This is a genomic window from Acetobacterium malicum subsp. dehalogenans DSM 11527 (assembly GCF_000472665.1).
In the GTDB taxonomy this organism is placed as follows: Bacteria; Bacillota; Clostridia; order Eubacteriales; family Eubacteriaceae; genus Acetobacterium; species Acetobacterium malicum.
This window is the reverse complement of record NZ_KI421451.1, coordinates 83171-104316: the sequence shown is the minus strand read 5'-3', so window position 1 is coordinate 104316 and position 21146 is coordinate 83171. Positions and strand designations below refer to the sequence as shown.

The 21146-nt window shown below is 45.7% G+C and carries 19 protein-coding genes; 1 reads left to right on the top strand and 18 read right to left on the bottom strand.

Annotation, left to right across the window (positions count from 1 at the left end; all coding sequences use genetic code 11):
- Positions 1-140: 140 nt before the first annotated feature.
- The 10 genes from A3KS_RS0119455 to A3KS_RS0119410 form a co-directional block, all read right to left on the bottom strand.
- Entirely contained in the window at positions 141-2573 is a 2433-nt protein-coding gene (locus A3KS_RS0119455; RefSeq protein WP_026396310.1) for an HD domain-containing phosphohydrolase, read from the bottom strand.
- Positions 2574-2777: 204 nt separating this feature from the next.
- On the bottom strand, positions 2778-5048 hold the full coding sequence (locus A3KS_RS22140) for an HD domain-containing phosphohydrolase (protein WP_156913399.1): 2271 nt from the start codon (positions 5046-5048) through the stop codon (positions 2778-2780).
- Positions 5049-5183: 135 nt separating this feature from the next.
- The gene (locus tag A3KS_RS0119445) at positions 5184-6014 is read right to left on the bottom strand and encodes an EFR1 family ferrodoxin (protein ID WP_026396309.1); all 831 of its coding nucleotides are present in this window, start codon (positions 6012-6014) and stop codon (positions 5184-5186) included.
- A gap of 47 nt (positions 6015-6061) precedes the next feature.
- Positions 6062-6751 carry a molybdopterin-dependent oxidoreductase gene (locus A3KS_RS0119440; RefSeq protein WP_051356020.1) on the bottom strand — a complete coding sequence of 230 codons (690 nt, stop codon included), beginning with the start codon at positions 6749-6751 and terminating at the stop codon, positions 6062-6064.
- A gap of 41 nt (positions 6752-6792) precedes the next feature.
- Positions 6793-7806 (bottom strand): serine hydrolase domain-containing protein, encoded by a 1014-nt coding sequence (locus A3KS_RS0119435; protein ID WP_035356852.1) that lies wholly within the window; start codon positions 7804-7806, stop codon positions 6793-6795.
- 150 nt (positions 7807-7956) lie between these two features.
- Complete coding sequence (locus A3KS_RS23000; protein WP_051356019.1) at positions 7957-9339, bottom strand: PP2C family protein-serine/threonine phosphatase; 1383 nt, start codon at positions 9337-9339, stop codon at positions 7957-7959.
- A 42-nt stretch (positions 9340-9381) separates the two neighbouring features.
- Positions 9382-9675, bottom strand: a complete 294-nt coding sequence (locus tag A3KS_RS0119425) for an SDR family NAD(P)-dependent oxidoreductase (protein WP_278247331.1) — start codon at positions 9673-9675, stop codon at positions 9382-9384.
- Positions 9676-9725: 50 nt separating this feature from the next.
- On the bottom strand, positions 9726-10460 hold the full coding sequence (locus A3KS_RS22130; RefSeq protein ID WP_084505091.1) for a nuclease-related domain-containing protein: 735 nt from the start codon (positions 10458-10460) through the stop codon (positions 9726-9728).
- A 276-nt stretch (positions 10461-10736) separates the two neighbouring features.
- Positions 10737-11393, bottom strand: a complete 657-nt coding sequence (locus A3KS_RS0119415) for a zinc ribbon domain-containing protein (protein ID WP_026396305.1) — start codon at positions 11391-11393, stop codon at positions 10737-10739.
- Between the two features lie 198 nt (positions 11394-11591).
- On the bottom strand, positions 11592-12242 hold the full coding sequence (locus A3KS_RS0119410; RefSeq protein WP_026396304.1) for a hypothetical protein: 651 nt from the start codon (positions 12240-12242) through the stop codon (positions 11592-11594).
- Between the two features lie 217 nt (positions 12243-12459).
- Here A3KS_RS0119410 and A3KS_RS0119405 point away from each other — a divergent pair, with 217 nt between their 5' ends.
- Positions 12460-13053, top strand: coding sequence for a type IV toxin-antitoxin system AbiEi family antitoxin domain-containing protein (locus A3KS_RS0119405; protein WP_026396303.1), 594 nt, complete (start codon positions 12460-12462; stop codon positions 13051-13053).
- A 306-nt stretch (positions 13054-13359) separates the two neighbouring features.
- Here A3KS_RS0119405 and A3KS_RS0119395 read toward each other — a convergent pair whose 3' ends face one another.
- The 8 genes from A3KS_RS0119395 to A3KS_RS0119360 all read right to left on the bottom strand — a co-directional run bounded on the left by A3KS_RS0119395 (position 13360) and on the right by A3KS_RS0119360 (position 21143).
- Positions 13360-13977, bottom strand: coding sequence for a nucleotidyl transferase AbiEii/AbiGii toxin family protein (locus A3KS_RS0119395; protein ID WP_026396302.1), 618 nt, complete (start codon positions 13975-13977; stop codon positions 13360-13362).
- A gap of 81 nt (positions 13978-14058) precedes the next feature.
- On the bottom strand, positions 14059-14646 hold the full coding sequence (locus A3KS_RS0119390) for a type IV toxin-antitoxin system AbiEi family antitoxin domain-containing protein (RefSeq protein WP_026396301.1): 588 nt from the start codon (positions 14644-14646) through the stop codon (positions 14059-14061).
- A gap of 143 nt (positions 14647-14789) precedes the next feature.
- A complete protein-coding gene (locus A3KS_RS0119385; protein WP_026396300.1) occupies positions 14790-15302 on the bottom strand; it encodes a hypothetical protein in 513 nt (170 codons plus the stop codon).
- Between the two features lie 100 nt (positions 15303-15402).
- The gene (locus tag A3KS_RS0119380; RefSeq protein WP_026396299.1) at positions 15403-15864 is read right to left on the bottom strand and encodes a hypothetical protein; all 462 of its coding nucleotides are present in this window, start codon (positions 15862-15864) and stop codon (positions 15403-15405) included.
- Positions 15865-15952: 88 nt separating this feature from the next.
- A complete protein-coding gene (locus A3KS_RS0119375) occupies positions 15953-16354 on the bottom strand; it encodes a DUF3795 domain-containing protein (protein WP_026396298.1) in 402 nt (133 codons plus the stop codon).
- 42 nt (positions 16355-16396) lie between these two features.
- Complete coding sequence (locus tag A3KS_RS22125) at positions 16397-17755, bottom strand: HRDC domain-containing protein (protein WP_084505090.1); 1359 nt, start codon at positions 17753-17755, stop codon at positions 16397-16399.
- 51 nt (positions 17756-17806) lie between these two features.
- On the bottom strand, positions 17807-18154 hold the full coding sequence (locus A3KS_RS0119365) for a hypothetical protein (protein ID WP_026396297.1): 348 nt from the start codon (positions 18152-18154) through the stop codon (positions 17807-17809).
- Between the two features lie 19 nt (positions 18155-18173).
- A complete protein-coding gene (locus tag A3KS_RS0119360; protein WP_051356018.1) occupies positions 18174-21143 on the bottom strand; it encodes a DEAD/DEAH box helicase in 2970 nt (989 codons plus the stop codon).
- Positions 21144-21146 lie beyond the last annotated feature (3 nt).

Genomic DNA, 21146 nt, shown 5'->3' with positions numbered 1-21146 from the left:
CCATCCTTTGCTTGAAATTGCATTTCGACCTGATTCACCTCATTTTCCTCGGTTAAAGCATTTGTGATAATCAACAGCGCTGAAATACCGATTTCCCGGACCCCCAAATTATTTTGGATGCTCCCAATCAACAAGGAAAATCATTGTCCGGTTGACACCGCCGCACTGACTGCCTTGATAAAAGGCTCGACCAGCTGGGGGTCAAATTGGCTGCCGGCATTTTTTCTTAATTCTTCGCAGGCTTGCAGATCAGTCCGTTTGTTGCGGTAGCTGCGATCGCTGGTGATGGCATCATAGGTGTCGGCAATGGCAATCATTCGTGATTGAAGCGGAATGCGGTCACCTTTTAAACCGCGGGGGTAGCCTTTGCCATCCCATCGTTCATGGTGATTAAGAACCACTTCGGCTATTTCCGCCATGTCATTGACGGTACTTAAAATACGGTAGCCAATCTCCGGATGACGCTTCATTTCTTCATACTCAGCGTCAGTCAGCTTGCCTGGTTTATTGAGAATCGCTTCGTCGATGGCAATCTTTCCAATATCATGGAGTAATCCCACCGATTCAATTTCCTGAATTTCCTGATCCGAGAAATTCAAAGCCACAGTGAATTGCCGGCATAGTGAAGAGACCCGGTGAGAATGCAACTCTTCCCGTTTATTTTTTTCGTTCAACGTCGTAATAATGGCCTGGATAGTATGGCCTCTGATACTGGGACCTTCAAAGAGCTTCTGCTTATACATTTTAGTTTCAGCTCGCTTCAGGACCTCCTGGACGTCTTCATGGGCGGCCGTTTTGATGCCCCATCCTAATGAAATCGATAAATCGATGGAACCAACTTTTTCCTGACTACTTAGTTTTTGGATCCGTTCGACCAGCAGGAGCGTCTGCGTCACGTTGAAATGAGGCACCATGATCACAAATTCATCGCCGCCCATTCTGGCGATTGTGCCCTGCTGGCCACAGGCTTCCTGCAAAACCACTGCCACCCGGCTCAGCAGTTGATCGCCGATAAGGTGACCAAAGGTGTCATTAATCAGTTTGAGACCATTCACATCGGCCATCATCAGGCAAAGCGGCAGATTCGATGGCTTATCCAGACGAAGCAACTCATCTTCAAAAAAATGGCGGTTATAGAGTCCCGTTAACTGATCATGGTAACTCAAATACTCGATCCGCTCCCGGGATAACTTCGCCGCGGTAATATTTCGGGTGATGCCAATCACTTCATGCCGATTATTTCTGACCAGGCGCATTTCAAAAATCTGCCGTTGCCCATTGATCAGCCGCTCATATTCAAAGGTTTGCAGCTGCTTGGTAGCAATCGCGGTGCTAATTTTAGACAGCGCTTCGGTGGCAATGTCAGCTGGAAACACCTCACTGAGATATTTACCCAAATAGCGGGATTTTAAGTCCGCCTGGAGCTTTTCATCACTGGCCTGACAATCGATATATTTGCCGTCATCATTGAAAGTAAAGACGACATCCGGCAAGGCCTGAACAATGGAACGATTCTTTTCTTCACTGTGAAGCAGCTGGGCCTGACTGGTCCTGAGCAAATTGTACTGCTCGCGCGCAGAGGCCTCCATCATGATGAGTTCATTCATCTTGACTTCCAACTTAGTATTCGCCACTTCGAGCTGTTCCTGATTGGCCTGCAGTCTGGTATTCATTTCGTTGAGTGTCTTTGTCCGGATGGCGACCATCCGGTTGAGCAGCAGACTAATGGCCACCAACATCATGATGACCAGCAGGACGATTGCAATCGGCCAGCGGTATTCTTCAATCAGGCTGAACAGCGTTTTTTCTTCATAAACACCGAGCCAGCGCTCGTAGATCTGATCATACTCGCCGGTGGCGTTGATGATTTGCAAGCCACTGTTTAAGGTGACCAGCATCGTCTCGTTGTCTTTGGCAACCGCCATACAATAATCATTTGACGTTAAAACCAGATTTTGGGCCCGGAGATCCTTCAAGCCCTGCTGTTTGATGCTATATAGCCCTGGCAGTTTTAACACCCCGGCGTAGTCATAGCGGCCATCGGCAACTAACTTCAAGGCTTCATCAACAGTTGCTACCTCGACCAGGGTAATATTTAAATCCAGTTGGGCCAGATATTCCGCAACAATGTCCCCGCGTTGAACCACCACGGTTTGATCTCTCAACGCTTCAATCTGATCGATCGCGATATCTTTACGGGTAAAGATATCGCCATTGGTAACACTGTGTCTGGCGGTAAACGCATAGGTTTCCTGACGCTGGGGCGAATAAAACATTCCGGCAATGGCATCAATCTCACCGGCTTCCAGTGCAGCCCGGGTTTTGTCCCATTCATCAAGGCGGAACTCGATATTATAGCCCATCGCTGTAGCCACTGCCCTGGCCAAATCGATGTTAAAACCAGCCGGCCGGCCACTCGCATCGAGAAAGCTGTAGGGTGGATAGTTAATATCATCGCCGATTATTATCACTGGTTTTTCGGGCGTCGGTGTCCCCTGAGCCGAGGCCAACATTGCCGGCAGACAAAACAACGCAATGACGATCATAACGATAATTCTGTTACTTGATTTCATCTCCTGCTGACACCTCTTTATCATCGTTTTTAATAATGGTTTAAATAAATACATTGTATAAAGGGTGATTGCAAAAGTCAAGCGCCGCAAGCTGGATAGTTCAGCACGACGACCGCGACGGTCAAACCGACCAGGGTTGGCAGCTACACCGCAGAACCCTGACCGCGGTAGCGAATGACCAGCAATTGAAATAATTATGGTCGCTCACCAATGGGACAGCTGGTTAATAAAGCGCTCCACCAACCGCGGGTCAAACTGGCTGCCGGCCTGCTCCCGTAATTCCCGGATGGCGTCTTCATGGGAACGGGCTGGCTGGTAAACCTGATCATGGGTCATTACGTCATAGGCATCGACGACGGCCAGAATCCGGCTGTTAAGTGGGATCTTTTCGCCGCTGAGCCCCGAGGGATAGCCGCTGCCGTCCCATTTTTCATGATGATGGAGGATTTCCTCCGTCACCACATGGAGTTCCGGCACATTGGTGGCGATCCGATAGCCGATTTCCGAATGGGTTTGCATGATCTGCCATTCCTCGTCGGTGAGGCTCCCGGGCTTGCCGAGAATATGATCGGGAATCCCGACCTTGCCGATATCATGCAGCATCGTCAGCAGGATCAGGCGGTTCTTTGCTTCGACGTTCAGGGCCAACAGATCCGCCAGCTTCATAACGTGATCAGACAACCGCATGGTATGAGCCTTGGTTTCGGCCCTTTTTTCATCCAGGGCCGCCAGCAGGGCGTTAATGGTTGTTCCCCGCATGCTTTTGCTTTCTAACAACTTGATCTGATACATCATTTCCTCGGCTTTTTTAAGGACCGCCCCGGGTTCATCATCCCGGCTCTTTTTCAGCGCCATCCCAAAGGAGACACTGGCTTCAATCGTGCCGTTAATGCAAATGTCCGTAAGCTTCTCCTTGATCCGTTTGACCAGTCTTTCGGCATCCTTCAGATCCGACCCGGGCATCACAATCATGAATTCATCACCGCCCCAGCGGATCACCTGATTGCGGGAACCGGCCCCGACCTTGATTGTTTTGGCAATGGATTCAAGTAGCAGATCACCGATGGCATGACCAAAAACGTCGTTGGTCATCTTCAGGCCGTTGACATCACCCATCACAAATGCCATCGGATGGATCAGCTTGATCTCCTTCTGACTGAAATACTGCTCATAAAAGCGCCGATTGTAAAGGCCGGTCAGGGCATCGTGGTAGCTTAAGTATTCAATGCGGCGTTTCTTTTCCCGGGATAAGGTAATATCCCGAAAGACCATCACCACCCCGCTGGTGGTGCCGTTTTTGGCGCGGATCGGGGCGAGGCTGGTTTCAATCGGAATCATCATCCCCTCCTTGTTAAGCAGCACAGTGGGCACCGTGATTTCCTGGCCCTGACCATCTTCAAGAACCTCGGCCAGCAGCCCGGTCAGGGGCTCCCGGGTATATTCATGACAGATCGGGAAAATCGCATCAAAGGGTTTGCCCAGCACGTCCGCAAGCTGCCAGCCGCTGGCCTGCTCGGCCGCCGGATTGAGGTAGCTGATGTTACCCTCGGCATCGGTGGTAATGACCCCATCATTGATGGCATCCATGGTGGTTTTATGGAGCTCCTTTTCCCGATAGAGGGCAGCGGCATTCTGTTCCCGTTCGGTGGCATCGGTGATGACCGAAAAAAGATACTGCTGGCCGTCTAGCTCCAGCGGGCTGGCGTGGACATCGACCATCCGGATCGCGCCGCTTTTCAGCCGGTGGGGAAACAAAAAATACTGCTGCCGACCGGCTAACGCCTGCTGCCGTAGATCATGAACCGCCGCCTGGGACAGGGTGTTGATCTGGTCAATGGTCATGGTCTTAAGCTCCTCCAGGGAATAGCCGTAAAAGGCCAGGGCTGCCGGGTTGGCATCGACAATGCGCCCCGACTCCGGTTCGATCAGCAGCATGGTGGCGGTGTGGGTCTGAAACATCTGGTCAAAGCGGGTTGTGGCCAGATGGTTTTTAGTCATCCAGTCCTTAAGCACTTTAGTGTTCAACTCGGTCACCACGATAAAGTCCTGCCCATCGTTTTCAACCGGAGTCATGCGACACATCCGCTCTCTGATTTCGCCATTCCAGCTGGCCGTGCCCTTAAAAAGAGTGGTTTCGCCGCTTTCCCGGCACCAGTCGGCGTTTTTTTCGTAGACCTGATAATAGGCTTCCCCGAGCACCGTTTTTAAACTCTGATTGCGAATCGCTTTCTGGCCGAAGCCGGTCATTTTTTCGTGCTCCCAGTTGTTATAACAATAGACCCAGCCGCCCGCAGTTTTAACCAGCAGCGCCATCGCCTCGGAATTACACTCCACCATCATCTCCTGATAATCCGCTTCGCCCAGCCGTTTCCGCCAGGCTTTTCTGACTTTCGGGGCCATGGTCACTTCCTGGCTCCCGGTGTTTTTCTTTTTGGCCATGCGTTTCCACAAAAAGTTCCGGTCATTCTGTTTCATATTTTTTCCTCTTTCTCCAACAGCTTTTGGATTCCGATGATTCTGATATGACACTTTATACCCCGGTTTGCCGGTTTCTATCGTTTCGGGGCCGCACCGGATGATCGCCCTGACGACCAACTAGCATCCCTCACCTTACCTAGTAGCCAGGTCATCTGGCGCTGATGCCTCCGGCCCCTGATAACGAGGAAACGTGTGGGGATCGGCAACGACGCCGTCGATGGTGATGGCACCGGTGGGACAAAAATTATAACAGCGCATGCAGGCGGTGCAGCCAGCTGAGAAGACAAACTTATCGCCCTTCAGCCGGATACTGCCGGTGGGGCAGTTTTTGACGCAGACCATGCAGCGGGTGCAGATGGCGCGGTCGACACCGAGGGTCTGATAAAATTTGGCAATCGCCTCCGGTATTTTTTTGCGGATCATCGTGCCAATCAGCAGTTGCGGACCGTGGCCCCTGATCCGTTTGCGACCGGCGATCAGACGATCCGCCAGGCGGTTCAGTTCCTGGCGGCCCCGGACCATCCGCTGGGCCAGTTTGGCTCGGTCCAGCGGTTTGCTGCTGGTGACATTATTGCAGAGCTGAATATTAACATAGGCGCTTAACGTAAGGCCGGAACCAGCCAGCAGCTTTTGCGTCTCGTTGGGTCCAAAGGCGTTGACATAGCCATAGGTGTTGATCACATAAACGTTTTTGGCCGTCGCCAGCGGCCCGACCAGGCCCACCACGCGGCCGATAAAGGTTCGCATAATCGGGGGAATATCGCCACCATAAATAGGGTTGGCAAAGCCAATGGCATCGGCATCAGCCACAATCGTCCGGATCTGCTCATCGCTGAGCTGGGCTCCGATATCAATGGCATACAGCTCGGCCTGATGGCCCTGGTCCTGAATCATTTTAGTGAATTCCGAAGCGGCCCAGCGGGTGTTGCCGGTGCCACTAAAATAAAAGGTTGAAAATTTCATTGCATCTCCTCGTCAATAATCACACTTTGGGCCAGGGCGGTAGTCTTTTAATTCACATTTGCGTCGTTTTCATAGCCGCGCTTTTCCCAGTATCCTTTATAGTTTTCATCACTGGACAGCTCGATTTCATTGACCCAGCGGGCCCACTTATAACCCAGTTTATCTTCAGCCACAACAATAAACGGATAACCCATTGACGCCGGCAGGGCCACACCGTTCGCCGCATAGGCCAATAACATATCTTTGTCTTTAATGGTCGCCAGGGGCAGCGAAGTGGTATAGCCATCGACACAGTGAAAAATCACGGTGGTGGCCTCGTCTTTAATCCCAGCATCAGCCAGCAAATCAGTGATCCGCACCCCTTCCCAGAGTACCGTGGCCTGCCAGCCTTCAACACAATACAGGGTAATCAGGCGTTGCGACGGTTCTTTTTCCAATACCTGTTGATAGCTGTAGCTGCCGGGTTTCGCAACCAGACCGGTTAGCTGGAGCTGATAGCTGTCAAGATCGACCGTTTGAATCCCGGAGATTGAATTATCCCGGGGGCCGATGGCCGGGTCAAGCCGGACCCCCTGATATTCGCGAATTTCCAATTCCTGATAGCGGTCGGCCGTCGCCTGGGAAACCCCATCTGGCGCGCCATTGTTATTGTCTGAAAACAAGTTCATCGTACTGACCAGGTAAACCGTTATCCCAATTGCGATAACGGCCACCACCACAATAATTGTTCGTCGCATAATCAGATCTCCTTTGTTTAATAATCGCTTTATAATATCTTTTAGAATATCTTCTTTAAAGCACCTAACTTTTTACCATAAATTAATGAAGCAATCTCTCTACTGATATAGGTACCACCCGCCCCGCTCAGTGATAAGAATTGGTATTTTACTAAATCATTGCTTAATACAACAATGCTAATATCGTCATCAAAATATTTTTCAAAATGAGACGTGTAACCATTTGGCATTGACCCGCCATGGCAGATACTTATACCATCAAAATGTTTTTTTACAAACAATCCATATCCGCATTTCACATATTTGCCGTCATGGTGAGGCTTTTGCATTTCCTTTGCTTTTTGGGTTTTGAATAGTTTGCCATCCTGGATTGCGCGATCAAGCAAATAAAAATCACCAACCGTTGTGACAAGATCACCACAGGCAAAGGTCATTGATGGGTCCATATCGAACCCTTTTTTACCGCTAATATAATTAGTGGCGACATTTTTTTGTTCTTCATCAATAAAACCTGAATGATTCATTTGAGCCGGAATAAATAGATTATTTTTAACATATTGGTGATAACTCATACCCGATACTATTTCGATGATCAAACCCAGAATAAGATAATTCGTATTGCTGTACGACCATTTTTCACCAGCCGGGAATTTCAATTGATAACCTTTTACAATTTGCAGTATTTCTTGGGGGCTATGACGTTCGCCCCATTTTAATTGTTTTTTTAACATTAAGTAGTTAGGGATCCCCGACGTATGCGTGAGCAGATGATGAATGGTGATTCCACGTCCCCTGTAAAAGTCAGGAAGAAAGTCGTCAAGATGCTGTTGGGTTGAGAGCATCCCTTTTTCGGCTAACTGCATAATGCCTAATGCCGTTATCGCCTTTGTCATTGAGCCAATCATGAATTTTGTTTGTAGTGTATTTTTTATTCCTTTTTCCTTATTTGAATAGCCATATGATTCACTAAAGATAATTTCATTATTTTTTGATACCAATACATTGCCGCTAAATTTATTTTGTTTTTTAAAGTATTCATTAAAATTAATATTCATCCTTGACAGCCTCCAATTGCTTGCCCATATTTGATAGTCACGATTAACTGGTTCGCTTTATTTTACTGATCTGACTTAACTCATGGAAAGATTATTCCATTACTGCGCTGGTTCTGGAAAATAATGGATACATTGAAATTGACATCATCACTAAATTCCAATTTTAAAGGCGACCATTGTAATATCATCAAATTGGGGGGCTCCATTTACAAAGCTGTCAATGTCATTTTTTATACTTGAAAGCAACTCATCTGTACTTAAGTCCCTATTATTATTGAGTGCAGCAAGCAATCTATCCTCACCATACAATTCATCATTGATATTCGTTGCTTCGGTGACGCCATCGGTATAGAGATATAATTCATCGCCACTTGTCAGCTGCATTTCTTGTTGTTTATACTTAATCTCTTCCATTCCGCCAAGCACAAAGCCGGTATGCAATTTCAAATATTCAAAGCTGCCATCTGCTCTTTTTAACAATGGCGGATTATGTCCGGCATTCACACAAACAAAATGATGTGTCGAAATTTCGTATACCCCCATAAAAGCGGTGACAAACATCCCCACTTCGTTATTTTCACAAAGCTGGGCATTCACTAATGTAAAAATTTCAACCGGCGTCCGACCAACCTGGGCTTGATTTTTAATCAATGTTTTAGCAACTACCATAAATAACGCCGCTGGAACACCTTTCCCCGAGACATCGGCAATCACGACTGCCAAATGATCATCATCAATGGAAAAGAAGTCATAAAAGTCACCACCCACTTCTTTAGCGGGTTTCATCGTCGCATAAATTTCAAATTCTGCTCGATTCGTGAAGTCAGGAAAAATACTGGGCAGCATTGATGTTTGGATTTCCGTGGCCACATTCAGTTCAGCTGAAATTCGTTCTTTTTCTTCATTATCTTTTTTCTGTTTATTCAGAAGCGCCCGAGTCCGATCCATCAAGGTAAAACAAATTGGCGCGAATGCGATTAGGGTAAATACTCGCGGCAAATAATAGAACTTAAAGGTTCTAATCAAAATGCTTGCGGTAATGATCCGCTCTTTCACCCCATCCATTTCAGCCATCATATTCGAATCCCATAAACCAACATAAAGTCCGGCAAAAATAGCCATCGTCATAAAAACAACACTTCCCGCCAAAGTCCACGCAGTAAACTTTTTAGAATAATAATGGCAGGAAATCAATAACGGACAAATCCAGGCAAGGATCGTATGATACGTCATCATTGTCGAAAGAATGGTCATTCCCATAATGGTACAAGCCATGATCAGATATTTCAGGTACCACTTTTGACCGCTAATCATTTTAACCAGCAACGATGGCAAAAGAAACAATGTTATACTTGTCGGCATGGCTATGTTCATCAGCGTTTTTGAAATAATAAAAAAATTGATGGAATTTAAAATCCATACACTTCCAACAATAGCTGCAACAATGATCAAACATTTAGCCGCATATTGATTCGCCTTGTCCTCATTTTCTATAAAAATTTCATTATTCTTTTCAGAATCATTAATTACCATCAATCTTTCACATCCCAATCTTAGGTATATTTTATCTTTTTCCTAAGCCACCTTTTCGACCGGTACAATCGTTATGCCGATCTTTTTCCACAAAACGTGGAATGGCTTTTCGGCCTCGGTATCCGCCGGACTTGGACAAAAGTAAGTCACTCTGGTGGCGTGACCTTCGATTTCCAGTTCGCGATTTATTGCTTTAATAAATGAAAATACCCCAGCTCTCGTAGCAACATCAACAGAGTAATAGGGAAATGCCATTCGACCATCGGCAAAACCACCAATGTTAACAATCGTACTGCCTTTTTCATTTCTCATGCAGGGTATAAACGCCTTCGTTATCTTTAATTTAACCTCTCAAAATACGATACGACTATCCCGACCTGGATCCATTAATTTACTTTTTTATTAATCGCTTGAATATGGGCATTCTTAGTTTCTTCATTTGCTCTCGAATACGCCTGTAACTTAAGGTACAATTCGTCCACTTGAACGCTTGTCATGACCTTCATCCTGTTCGCCGTGGCTGATTTTAATTCTCTAACTACTTCACACAAATACAATAGTTTCATATCTTTAGAAGTGGTATTCACCATTTTCAAGGTGCACGTATCACCAAATACGATGTATGAAACATAAAAATTATCATCTTGAATTTTCGTGACCTCTTTTAATGCCTTGATATGTGTTTTATTTTGCCAGATAGGATTGAAAAATTGCTTCTTTGATTTGGAATTAAGCACTTGTGTCCAGTATTTATTTTTTTCATCACCATAAATCCAACCGCTGTAATTCTTTGACTCAATCACATAAATCCCCGTTTCAGATAAAAGCAACAAATCAATTTCTGTGGTTTCACCATTACTTTTTGGTAAATAAAGATTGACCAAAACCCGATGATCACCTTCAAGTTTTTTTAGTTCTTGAAAGCTCAGATATTCACCGCGATTGCCTTTATTGTTTAGCGTGTCCTTCTGGCTATATCCACTTGCTTTTGCATAGTCAGTTTCATCCCACTGCTTGTTGAGCTCTGGTTTTTGTTCTGACTTTTTAGTCGTCTCTTTTGGTTTTCGGGGATAAAGAATAAATGCTAAGCCGATCAATATAATTAGTATCATAAAGGTCATGTTTATACCTGCTTTCTCCCTATAAGTTTAATCGGTGTCGGGCACGAAACCATTTTAGCTGATTAATTCCTCGGATTGTTGGCATTGAATACATTTCATCGTGAGATTCCTTCTATAAATCCTTAAACCCAAAGCCGAACAACTGGTGGCCATGAAAGTGCTGGCGGCGCGCTCAGAACCGGCCAAAGATTTTCCCGATTTCCCACATCACGACAACCTTTGATCAGCAGGTTTTAGCCAGGCTGATGGGCTTGATGGAAGTTTTTTAATTCGATTTCAATCCCGCTGGCGCAGGCCACATTCCGGGCAGAAGTTATCATCCGACCCGAGAGCTGTGCCGCATTGGGAACAGCATGCCAGTCGCTCCGCCGTCACCGGCATTTCCGGAACGGCATGATCCCGGACACCCGGCAGACGGGTTTCTTCAAAAATTTCCAGCTCAATAAAGCGCTCGGTATCGTTTTCCTGGGCGACCATCTCGGCCAGGGACAGTTGGGCATCGCCCCAGTCATCATCGTCCCGCCAGCACAGCCAGGATGCCGCCACATCATCCGGCGCCCCGATGGTCGGGTGCTGTTGGCGCATGGTTTTTATGAATGCCTGCACTGCCGTTCGATTAACCGGGTCAAAGCAGAGATTGATGGTATCCTGCCGGTTTCCCGAGACGATCAGGCAGCCTTCCCCGGCTTCCTTGATGCGGGTGATTTTATGCCAGAGAATGGCATTGCGATCCATCGGTGCCGCCCGATAATCAGTGCCCGGAACCGCCGCATAGCCGATCCGAAAGCCGGTTAAGGCGGTCAACCCGGCTTTCTTAGGCATCCGTTTTTCCCGCTTGACAAAAATGCCCAGCGGATTGAGCAGATATTCCGAGACAATCACGGGTAGCTCGCCCGCCGGACTGGTTGGTAATGACCAGGACATCGTTTCCATCGTGTTCTCCTTTGTTCGTCACTGCGATAAGCAGCGTTAATCGATTAATGTTAAGCACGTCCTCAATATGATAAGAAAAGATTGCAGAGATTGTTCGGTATGTTAAGATGGCGTAATTGCGGTGGTTCTATACTGTCGACATAACTATCGACTTTTTTAACTTATAAATTGATGTCAGGTACCACGGGTTTCTGATTTCTAATCATCCCAATCCCGTCCTTCGGTGCAGAGCTCATCCAGGTAGCCATCATCGATGGCGGAACCCCGGTTTTTATAAGGGACCGATCGGCCCCGGCCCATTTTATAGTACCGACAGGATTTGGGTCCGTAGCAATATGTTTCAAAGCGATATTTCTTAATATCACGATCAAAGTCCCATTGGATTTCAACATTGGCCATAGCCGCCCAGAAACAGGTCAGACACTTTCCCTGCCAGATGCTTTTACTGAGCATCCGAGCCCCCCGTTCTTCGTAGATTTGCAAGTCCGGCAGAGGTCCCGTCCAGGGTGAGACAGTCTCTTTTAAATCACGCTCACAATTCATAATTTTCAGGGAACCGGCTCGGTAATAATCGGCAAATTCCCGTTCCGGGTACTTTTTCGTCCAGCCACTGCCTGCGATGGTATCGCCAATTTGAAAGCCGGATTTTTGTTGCTGTTTTTCCGAAATAGCCACCCAAAACTCCGTTTTTCCCTCATCACTTCCACCTTTGATCAGCAGGTTATAGCCAAGGTGATAATGGGTTCGGTTATCGGTAACATAACGCCATACCCGGGTTCGTGGTTGGATAGTTATGATTTTTCCATGCCATTTTATCTTTTGCGATCGATTTTCGTCAATACCTCTCATCCTTACCTCGCTAGTGTTTTTTTATTGGCTCTCGCGGGCTGATGACAGCCGTGATCTCCCGCAATGGTGGTATCATAAGTTTATAAATTGGCACCGTCAGATCATTAATAAATTAATGGCAGGCACCGCCATCGCAGCGTATAATTCCACCTGTACAACTGCACATCATTGTGGTAGAATATGATGTGTAAATGTACAATTTAAGGAGATGATACAGATGCTCTGCAATGAAAACATTCAAGAAATAATAAACAAACATAATGGTTTTATTACTGCCAGTCAGGTGACAGCGGCTAATATTCCGCGCCGCTGTCTGACGGAACTGGTTAATAAAAATGAATTATACAAAATCAGCCGGGGTATCTACGCGCGACCGGACGTCTGGGAAGATGAGCTGTATATACTTCAATACCGCTATAACAAAGGAATTTTCTCGCATGAAACAGCTCTGTATCTTCACAGAATGAGTGATCGTACCCCCAGCAAATTTAATATGACCTTTCCACACGGATATCATGCTTCCTCGCTCAGCACAGAAAACGTCATTATCAAAAGAGTGATTCCCGATATTTATGAACTGGGCATCACATCCCTGAAATCGCCCTGGGGCAATACACTGCGGGTCTATGACATCGAGCGAACCCTGTGTGATATTGTCAAAGGTAATAACACGACTGATATTCAAATTGTGAATCAGGCAATGAAGACCTACGCAGGCTCTAAAACTAAAAATATCAACAAGCTCATGGACGTTGCCGAAAAACTCAGAGTAAAACCTAAGATTTTAAACAATATGGAGGTACTGCTATGATCACCAATAATGCCATGCAGTTAAAGGCAATCGTTAAAAACAATATCTTACATCGACTAGTCCTAAAGTTGGTAATTATGCCGAACTAAGCAGATCATACTCGTGATGCTTACCGTCAATCCATTTTAGAACGATTGAATGAATAATAAATTTAGCCTCAAGGTTATAGGCAAGCGTCGGAATAGCGCTGCCCATATCGAGTTGACGCTATTTTCTTACTGTCGCTTTACAGGCTTTTTCTAATTCTTGTCTACTCTTGGCGCACAGTCAAGCACTGAAGCAATTAGATTCGCTAACAAGTTACCTTTAAAATAGCTGCCATATTTTCTTTTCCGAAATCCATTTTCCTTCATATGTTTCTTGTTTGTTAATTGCGTTAATTACAGGTTCTAAGAATAGTTTCATACTTATTAACAAATCACTAAATTCAATAATAACCATCGCTCTTTTCTTTTTAACAAAAGCATTCCATCGGTTTCGACGAGTCGTATCGTCCGCAAAGTCATCTTCAAAAGCAACAATATCATCCATTCGTGTTCCTCTGTGAGAAAATGTCTCTATGATTGCTTCACATAGTTCATTTCCATCAAAGTCAAAGTTACAGAGTAAAATATAGATGTCGTAAAAGTCCTTAAGTCTACTATTGGCATAACCCAGCGACACGATGGCTTCAAATTTTTCAGATACTGCCGAAGCTAATGAATAAGCATAAATTGTCGGGATTTCCATATCAAGCAGTACCGGGAAATCCATCAAAACCCGGTCAGGGTGAACCACATCACCAAAGCCAATATCAATGGAAATCGGAATTTTAGTTTTATCCAAATAGGCTAAAACCGATACGTTTATTCCGTGATACTCCTTAAATTCCGTAATTGATTGTATCAGATACCGAAATCCGATAAATTGTTCTTTCCAAACCATATGCTGTCATAACTTCCTGATATAACTGACCACGACTCGATGCCTGGTTTTTTAGTTTAGCCTTAATGGAATCCGCACTTATCAAATCAGCACCTCCAAATAAGTTTTTAAAACATCGCTACACTTTAGAAGCTCAGCGTAACGATATAATTTGTTTATGTTACGATCTTCTCTTTTTAAATATTTAGTCAATATCTCTTTTGTTTCCTCAATCCCGATCTTGTTACGATAATAAATTATATCAACCACCGTTTTTTCAATGTCATAAATTTTAAATCGATTCTCCCCCGTCCATCGCTCTAAAATTCCGGTTTCATAACGATCGCTCTCGAAATAATATAAATTGAATGTTGGCCAGTCCGGTAACGTAGTGATGTTTTTTTTCTTTGGTACTGCAACATCAATTGAATCCGGCCAATAATTTGACAAACCGTAAAATACTGCAGCACTCATCAAGCAAATGACACCGGTTGGTGCATAAGCATAAACATAGATAAAATCTGATACCTCGCCATTGAAATCGCAGTTTTCATAATTGCTTTTATTCAGCTTTGTAAGCTTTCCTGCTTCAACAGCTTTATTAATTTGATAGTAGCTAAAGCCTATATTTTTTAGTTCTTTTATATTAATAATTTTCTTCCCAGCTGGTATTTGCATTTCTAGTTTCATTTGCACACACCTCCATAGATCAATTATACCCAGAACGCTGAAAACTAACAATATATTTTAAATGAAATGCGGCTATTTTAAAATATAGCCGCATTTCGTTTAATTTTTATTTAGGCAGATAGTCTTTTTAATTCAAGGTGGCATCATTGGAATAGCGGTTGCTCCGAAATGACCTGGGCTAACAAACCAAATTTTTCCAGACAGGCGATGTAATTGGCGACCAGATAGTAGTTGTTCAGATCGGCGGCATCCAGACCGGCAAAGGCCACCAGTTCATCGGCCAGATCGCTGCTGCCTTCCACCATCACAAAGGCCGTTTCGTGCTCCAGCCCGACCATGATCGGGGTGTCACCATAAAGGGCCTCCCGCTGTTCATACAGCCGGACGCCACTCCCCTGCCGGGGAATCCGAAAGACCACCGGCCGCAAGTCCCGTCCCGGCGGACATTTTTCGGCAAAGGGACGGTTTTCGGTAATGTTGCCGGTGACTACCGCCAGGGCGGCGGCGGTGTCCACGGCGGTCAGCGGATAGCGCTCGGACAGATAGGCAATCACCTCAGCGGTGCTTTTTCGATTGGGCACCAGCCGCGACTGGTAGGTTTTAAAGACGGACTGCCAGTGGGCAATCAGGGCTGGGGTTGGGGGTGCGGTGAGCATGGGGTGGGACCTCCTTTGGGGAATTTTTATAGCTTTAGTTGGTTGTGCTTTCTATCTCAACTGTCGTCTCAATTTTAACAAAAGATCAGGCTCAAATAAATTAATGCCGGGCACCATCAATCTCTTTCCGATCAGGACCGGTGATCTTTTCTTCGCCAAACAAGCTTTTAAAAAGAAAGAAGCCAGAAAAAATCGGGACCACATTACGCAGTAATTCCAGAAACTTTGCGTGCGGGAAACTCATAATAATAACATTCGGATACAAGCCTATAAAAGCCAGAACCATCCAGGCCATGGCAATCAGAAAAAGACCCTTTTTAAAATGAAAGCTGGGACGATCATTCACATTAAGAAAAGCCAGCAGCACCCCCAACACGAACCATTGGAAAAATTGTGTCAGCACAAGCTTCAACGCTAATAACCGATAAAAATTTACATCCAAAGTCATCATCGTATTGGGTGAATTTTCAATGTTGGCAAACAGCTCCTGCATCAGTAAAAAAAACAACGGATAAAGAATAACTGCGACTATTTTGAATAATTGTATTTTATTGATCTTCATTTTGACCTGCTTTCAAAGGCATTCATTGATGTATGGGATAACCTGCATGCGGAAATTGAATTTTCCCAGGCTGGCCAGGTTGAACAGTTCATCGCTGTCCCTTATCGTTCCGCACTTTTTCCAGATTTATTTGTTTTTCGAAAAAAGCCTTTTCCAAGATCGCAAACTCCGCTTCGGTACAACATTTTTGGCAATCCGGCTGATGGCGTTTCGTATTCTCAAAGGCTGCCAGTATTTTGTTACAGGGATAATCGCCACATTCACCGCAATTTTTTATTTTTCGACTGGCCGTACAGGTAACAATTTCATGTCGACACCAGGTGTCCGGGGTGCAACCCCGACAGCTGATCTCATCATTGGAGACCACCTGATCGCGATAGCCGAACTTATACCACAGTTCCGCCGTCGCCGTTAATTCGGCAGCCGTTTTAGGCAGCATCCGGGGACAGACGCTGCAGTCATTTCCACAAGCAGCAATAATTGGTTTCATGATTCACCTCGCTTTTAGTTGTGATAAGTTTCGTTTTTTAAGTTACGGGGCTGGTACCCCAGCATCTTTCTTTTTTGCTTTGATCAGCTCTTCCACTTGCTTTTGCAAGGCCGGGTTTGACAGCCAGATGGTTATATCAAAGACATCCGGAAAATCAAAACTTCGGGCGGTCATTGGAAACTTGATGATAATCTCATGTCGGCTGACGCTTTTGACCGTCCCCGATCCAAAACTTTGATGGGTTATTTTTTCGCCGACCAGTTGGGCGGGTGACCAGGGCTGGTTTTTAATGGCATTGACTGCCGGAGCCTTCATGCATTGGGCAGGATTGATCACGGCCAGAATGCCGGGACCGTACTTTTCTGTTTTAACTGGCCCAAAACCAGATATCCGCTGCAATTCTTCCAATGTTTTTGGCTTCTGGTTGATCAGATCTTCCAATTGCCGATCATTGAAAACCACATAGGCTTGAACGTTTTCGGTGCGGCTGGTTTCCCGGCGATAGGCTTTGAGTTTGGCCACCAGATCAGTATCTTGCGGTGCTGACACGGTGTAAGGTTTCGCAGCTGATTCCTGCACTGCCAGTTTTTCGGTTCCCGACGCTGGTGCTCCGGTCTGCCTGGGTGCGACCGGGGTGGCCGCTGATGTGCTTGAGATGATGGTTTCATATTTTTGGGTGTAGTCACTGGGAAGTGGCTGGTGCAGGGCTAAAATTCTTTCGGCCCAGGCTTTCATTGCTTTTTCGCTGGTGGCCGCTTCTTTCGATTTTTTATTTTGCTCTTTGATGTAGGCAATCAGCTGATCGGCTCGGATCACCCGGTCTTTAACATCTTTTTTGGCATATTTGGCATTTAAAACCGTTTTGGGATTAGCCAGCACCACCACCGATTTGTAAAAACTGTCAAAGTTGTTCTGTAAACCCAGGCGCTTGATCGGATTGGTGGTCTGGGCCAGTCGGAGCTGCCGATAAACTTCCAGATGGCGCTGGTTCTGAGTAATCGGCGAATAAATCCCTTCCTTGACGGTGCGGCCATTCCAGGGATAGCTTCTGACAAAATTGCCCTGGTTATCAATGTCAACGTTACCATAAAGGTTCTTGCATTCGATAAAAAAGACCAGCTTCCGAGTCACCACCACATAATCGATCTGCGCTGACAGGTCTCCATGTTGGAGGTGAAGATCATGGATGACCACCATCGGGATGCCGGCGTTTTTCAGTTCAAAGGCAATGTTCCGCTCCCCGACTTCGCCATAGCTGGTCAGGGTGATTTCCCGGGCAATGTCATCTTTGACCTTGCCGGTGGCTTTGTCATGAAGTTCTTTAAGCCGGGCGATATGCTGGCTGGTGGTGGAATCTTCTTTCAGGAAGATGGGGCTGGTGCTGGGGGTGAATAGTGACATGGGCGACCTCCTTTAAATTTATGCTAAATTTCTGAAAACTTGTTGTTATGCTTACCACCAGGGGTAGACGGTAAATATTTCCTTTTCGAAATCGACCTCTTCCAAGACTTTCTTTAGCGCTTGCTGTGCCTCTTCGGAAAGATTTGGGTTGCAGATTAATTCCTGTACGCCTTCTTTATCGACGATAATATACCGACAGCTATCGATTTCCCGAAACGCCCGGGCCTCCATATCACCCAAGGCATCCATTAATTCTTCTTCGTTTTTAAGTGACTCGATGGTACGCATCTGGCAGCGGACATTAAAGGGAATTTCGTCTTCCGCCTCTTGATTAAAGTAGGCACTGTTTTCATAAAACTTTTTCTTTTCAGTTGCTTCGAGTATAAGATCTAAACCCATGGTTTTCTCCTTTTATTTTCTAATCATAGTCCGGAACATCACAAAGATACTCATAAATATCTTCTCTAACCGGGGTATCCAGCTGATAATGAATCTCAACCGCCTTTTTATTGGCTTTTTCCATGACGATTTCATGGGCTTCGCCGGTGGGAAACATTTTGCCCAGATAATAAAACTCTTTGGAAGCTTTATCATCCTTATTCTTACGGACAAACAACTCCAGATCGACCCCTAATTGACGGGCCTGTAAAGCCACCTGGACGTCATTGGATTCGATGGAGCGGCCGGACTTGGAAATGGCGATCAGGCTAGAGGGTGCGATGAAGCGATCTTCGTAATTAATTGAGGATTCAATCGCTTCGCTTTTATGATAATTAATAAAGACCGGATAGGTCGCTGATTTTTCATCATATTTGTAGCCACCGATATTTAATGATACTTCATTTTTTTCCCACTCTAACAAGCGGCAAACATCTTCATAAGAGTATTTTTGATAAAGACACAAGGCCGACCCTTGATAGTGGTGGCCATAGTATTTACTATGGCGAAATAAACCATATTCCACTAATTCGGTTAAAGTGGCTTTAAACTGCTCATTTTTTAGCTGTTCTAAAAAAGCTGGCGCGGGCTTTTGACCGTCTAGAAAAACCGCACCATCAAAGCTGTTTTTAGCGGCCCCGACTTGAAATTGATTGGATAAAATATTGCTGACATTCGTGATGGCTTTTTCTTTGACGTCAATGCCATAATGCTCCGTCAACTCAATTTTCATCTGCTGGAGTGGCTCGGGGATACCCGTTAAAATCGATTTAAGCACCAATAATTCATGGGGTCTTTTACCAACCGCCAATTTCTTCGAGACAAATAATAACATTTCTTCTTGAGTCGCATTAAATTTAAGGGTATACTCTGGTTCGTTTTTTTTCAAAAATTCATGATATGATCCCAGCTTAGCCGAAAATAATACTTCTAAATCCATTGATTCATGAAACTCGAAATCCATCAGTTTCGGTATTCGCCCCAACCGATATTTCAGGTTAATATAGCTTTCTTTCATAAATTTTGAATTGCTAAAATTCACCTCATCAATCGCTTCAAATATTTTGCGCCGGGCAATCGCATCAAAATTGATGGTGGAAGCACCGGGAATGACCCGGGTCCCCTCGACCGTGTAGCGGCGGATGGTATCCTTATTAAAGCTGCGGTCATCCGATAAGGCCATCGGGATCATAAAATTGTTTTTATAGTTACCAATAAAATCGAGGATCACCACAAATTCTTTGTTTTCCGCTTTTCTAAGCCCCCGGCCAAGTTGCTGGACAAAGATAATCGCCGACTGGGTGGGCCTGAGCATGACGATTTGATTGAGGGCGGGAACATCTAAACCCTCATTAAATAAATCCACGCTAAAGATATAGTCCAGGGCATCGGCGCCGTCACTTTCTAGCCGTCTTATCATTTCCTCCCGCCGGTCAGCCGAGTCGCTGCCAGAGAGGGCCACCGTTTTAAAGCCGCGGTCATTAAACTGTTCCGATAAAACCGCCGCTTCATCATTGCGGGAGCAAAAGACCAGCCCCTTAACCCTGGGGCCGTCATGCCCATAACGGTGGATCTGCTTGATGATGTTTTTGGTCCGTTCCTCTGACGTCAGATAATTAAAATCGGCGCTGTCGTCAATCAATTGTCCGTTGACACTGATTTCGGTGATCCCAAAATAATGGAAGGGACACAGCATCGCTTCAGCCATGGCCTCTTGCAAGCGGATCTCATAGGCAATGTTATAATCAAAATCGGCACAGATATTATGGGCATCGGTTCTTTCTGGGGTTGCGGTCATGCCCAGTAAAAATTGCGGTTTGAAATAATTTAAAATCTTTTGATAGCTGTGGGCCCCAGCTCGATGACTTTCGTCAATGATAATATAGTCAAATTCTCCGGGTCGAAAGGCATAGAGGTATTGATCCTTGGCGATGGTTTGAACCGTGGAAAATAAATAGGGCCGATCGACCTGGTGATGGCCCCCCGATAATTTGCCACAGCTTAGCGGGTCACCCAGCACCCGTTCAAAGCTTACCATCGCTTGGTTTAAGAGCTGCTCGCGATGGGCTAAAAAGAGCAACCGCCGGGGTCTGACCTTTTTGACATCAAAGGCGGCTAAATAGGTTTTTCCGGTACCCGTAGCCGAGATCAGGAGGGCTTTGTGCTGATTTTCATTGCGGATCTGCTCGATTCCCGCCAGCGCTTTGACCTGCATCGTGTTGGGCATCACCTGATCCAGTGGCAAAAGGGGGTTTACCGGCGCTAGGGGCTTAAAATCAACTTGAAAGGTCGATGGGTGATCAGCTACCTTCAGCTGATCGGCCGGTTTTTCGGGACGAGGGACGCTTTGTTTGACTAGATTTTGGAGATAAATTTCTTCATACTGATCAATCCATGGGCCGTCGACCCGGACCGCTGATTGAAAGAGGCCGTCAAATTCACTCAAGGTTTCGTGGATCAGGGAACCCTTATCCATCGAGGTGACTTTCAGGTTCCATTCTTTATTGGACGATAAGGCGTTTTGGGTCATGTTGCTGCTGCCGACAATTAGGCTATACACATCATTTTTGCGAAAGATATAGCCCTTGGTGTGATGGTTACCAGCGGTGACGATCCGCAGATCAATGTTAGAAAAAGCCAAAAGCCGCCGCAGTGCTTTGGGTTGGGTAAATTCCAGATAGCGTGAGGCAATGATCCGCCCCGGGATGTTTTTCTGTTCCAATTCGATCAGGGTGTTTAAGAGCGAGACCACCCCGCTTTCGGTGATAAAGGCCACCGAAAAAAAGAACTCATCGCATTGACTCAGCTCACTAATTAAGCTGGTTAATACTTTTTGCCCTTTACTGGCATCATTAATCAGCAGCCGGGGCCGATATTGTTCGAGGGAAATACTGTTTTTGTCAATTAACCCGGAATAAATACCGGCTTGCACTGCTTTATGTGATTCCATTTT

Coding starts and splice junctions, on each gene's coding strand:
- A3KS_RS0119455 (WP_026396310.1), bottom strand. CDS start 2,573: ATGAAATCAAGTAACAGAATTATCGTTATGATCGTCATTGCGTTGTTT.
- A3KS_RS22140 (WP_156913399.1), bottom strand. CDS start 5,048: ATGAAACAGAATGACCGGAACTTTTTGTGGAAACGCATGGCCAAAAAG.
- A3KS_RS0119445 (WP_026396309.1), bottom strand. CDS start 6,014: ATGAAATTTTCAACCTTTTATTTTAGTGGCACCGGCAACACCCGCTGG.
- A3KS_RS0119440 (WP_051356020.1), bottom strand. CDS start 6,751: ATGCGACGAACAATTATTGTGGTGGTGGCCGTTATCGCAATTGGGATA.
- A3KS_RS0119435 (WP_035356852.1), bottom strand. CDS start 7,806: ATGAATATTAATTTTAATGAATACTTTAAAAAACAAAATAAATTTAGC.
- A3KS_RS23000 (WP_051356019.1), bottom strand. CDS start 9,339: ATGGTAATTAATGATTCTGAAAAGAATAATGAAATTTTTATAGAAAAT.
- A3KS_RS22130 (WP_084505091.1), bottom strand. CDS start 10,460: ATGACCTTTATGATACTAATTATATTGATCGGCTTAGCATTTATTCTT.
- A3KS_RS0119415 (WP_026396305.1), bottom strand. CDS start 11,393: ATGGAAACGATGTCCTGGTCATTACCAACCAGTCCGGCGGGCGAGCTA.
- A3KS_RS0119410 (WP_026396304.1), bottom strand. CDS start 12,242: ATGAGAGGTATTGACGAAAATCGATCGCAAAAGATAAAATGGCATGGA.
- A3KS_RS0119405 (WP_026396303.1), top strand. CDS start 12,460: ATGCTCTGCAATGAAAACATTCAAGAAATAATAAACAAACATAATGGT.
- A3KS_RS0119395 (WP_026396302.1), bottom strand. CDS start 13,977: ATGGTTTGGAAAGAACAATTTATCGGATTTCGGTATCTGATACAATCA.
- A3KS_RS0119390 (WP_026396301.1), bottom strand. CDS start 14,646: ATGAAACTAGAAATGCAAATACCAGCTGGGAAGAAAATTATTAATATA.
- A3KS_RS0119385 (WP_026396300.1), bottom strand. CDS start 15,302: ATGCTCACCGCACCCCCAACCCCAGCCCTGATTGCCCACTGGCAGTCC.
- A3KS_RS0119380 (WP_026396299.1), bottom strand. CDS start 15,864: ATGAAGATCAATAAAATACAATTATTCAAAATAGTCGCAGTTATTCTT.
- A3KS_RS0119375 (WP_026396298.1), bottom strand. CDS start 16,354: ATGAAACCAATTATTGCTGCTTGTGGAAATGACTGCAGCGTCTGTCCC.
- A3KS_RS22125 (WP_084505090.1), bottom strand. CDS start 17,755: ATGTCACTATTCACCCCCAGCACCAGCCCCATCTTCCTGAAAGAAGAT.
- A3KS_RS0119365 (WP_026396297.1), bottom strand. CDS start 18,154: ATGGGTTTAGATCTTATACTCGAAGCAACTGAAAAGAAAAAGTTTTAT.
- A3KS_RS0119360 (WP_051356018.1), bottom strand. CDS start 21,143: ATGGAATCACATAAAGCAGTGCAAGCCGGTATTTATTCCGGGTTAATT.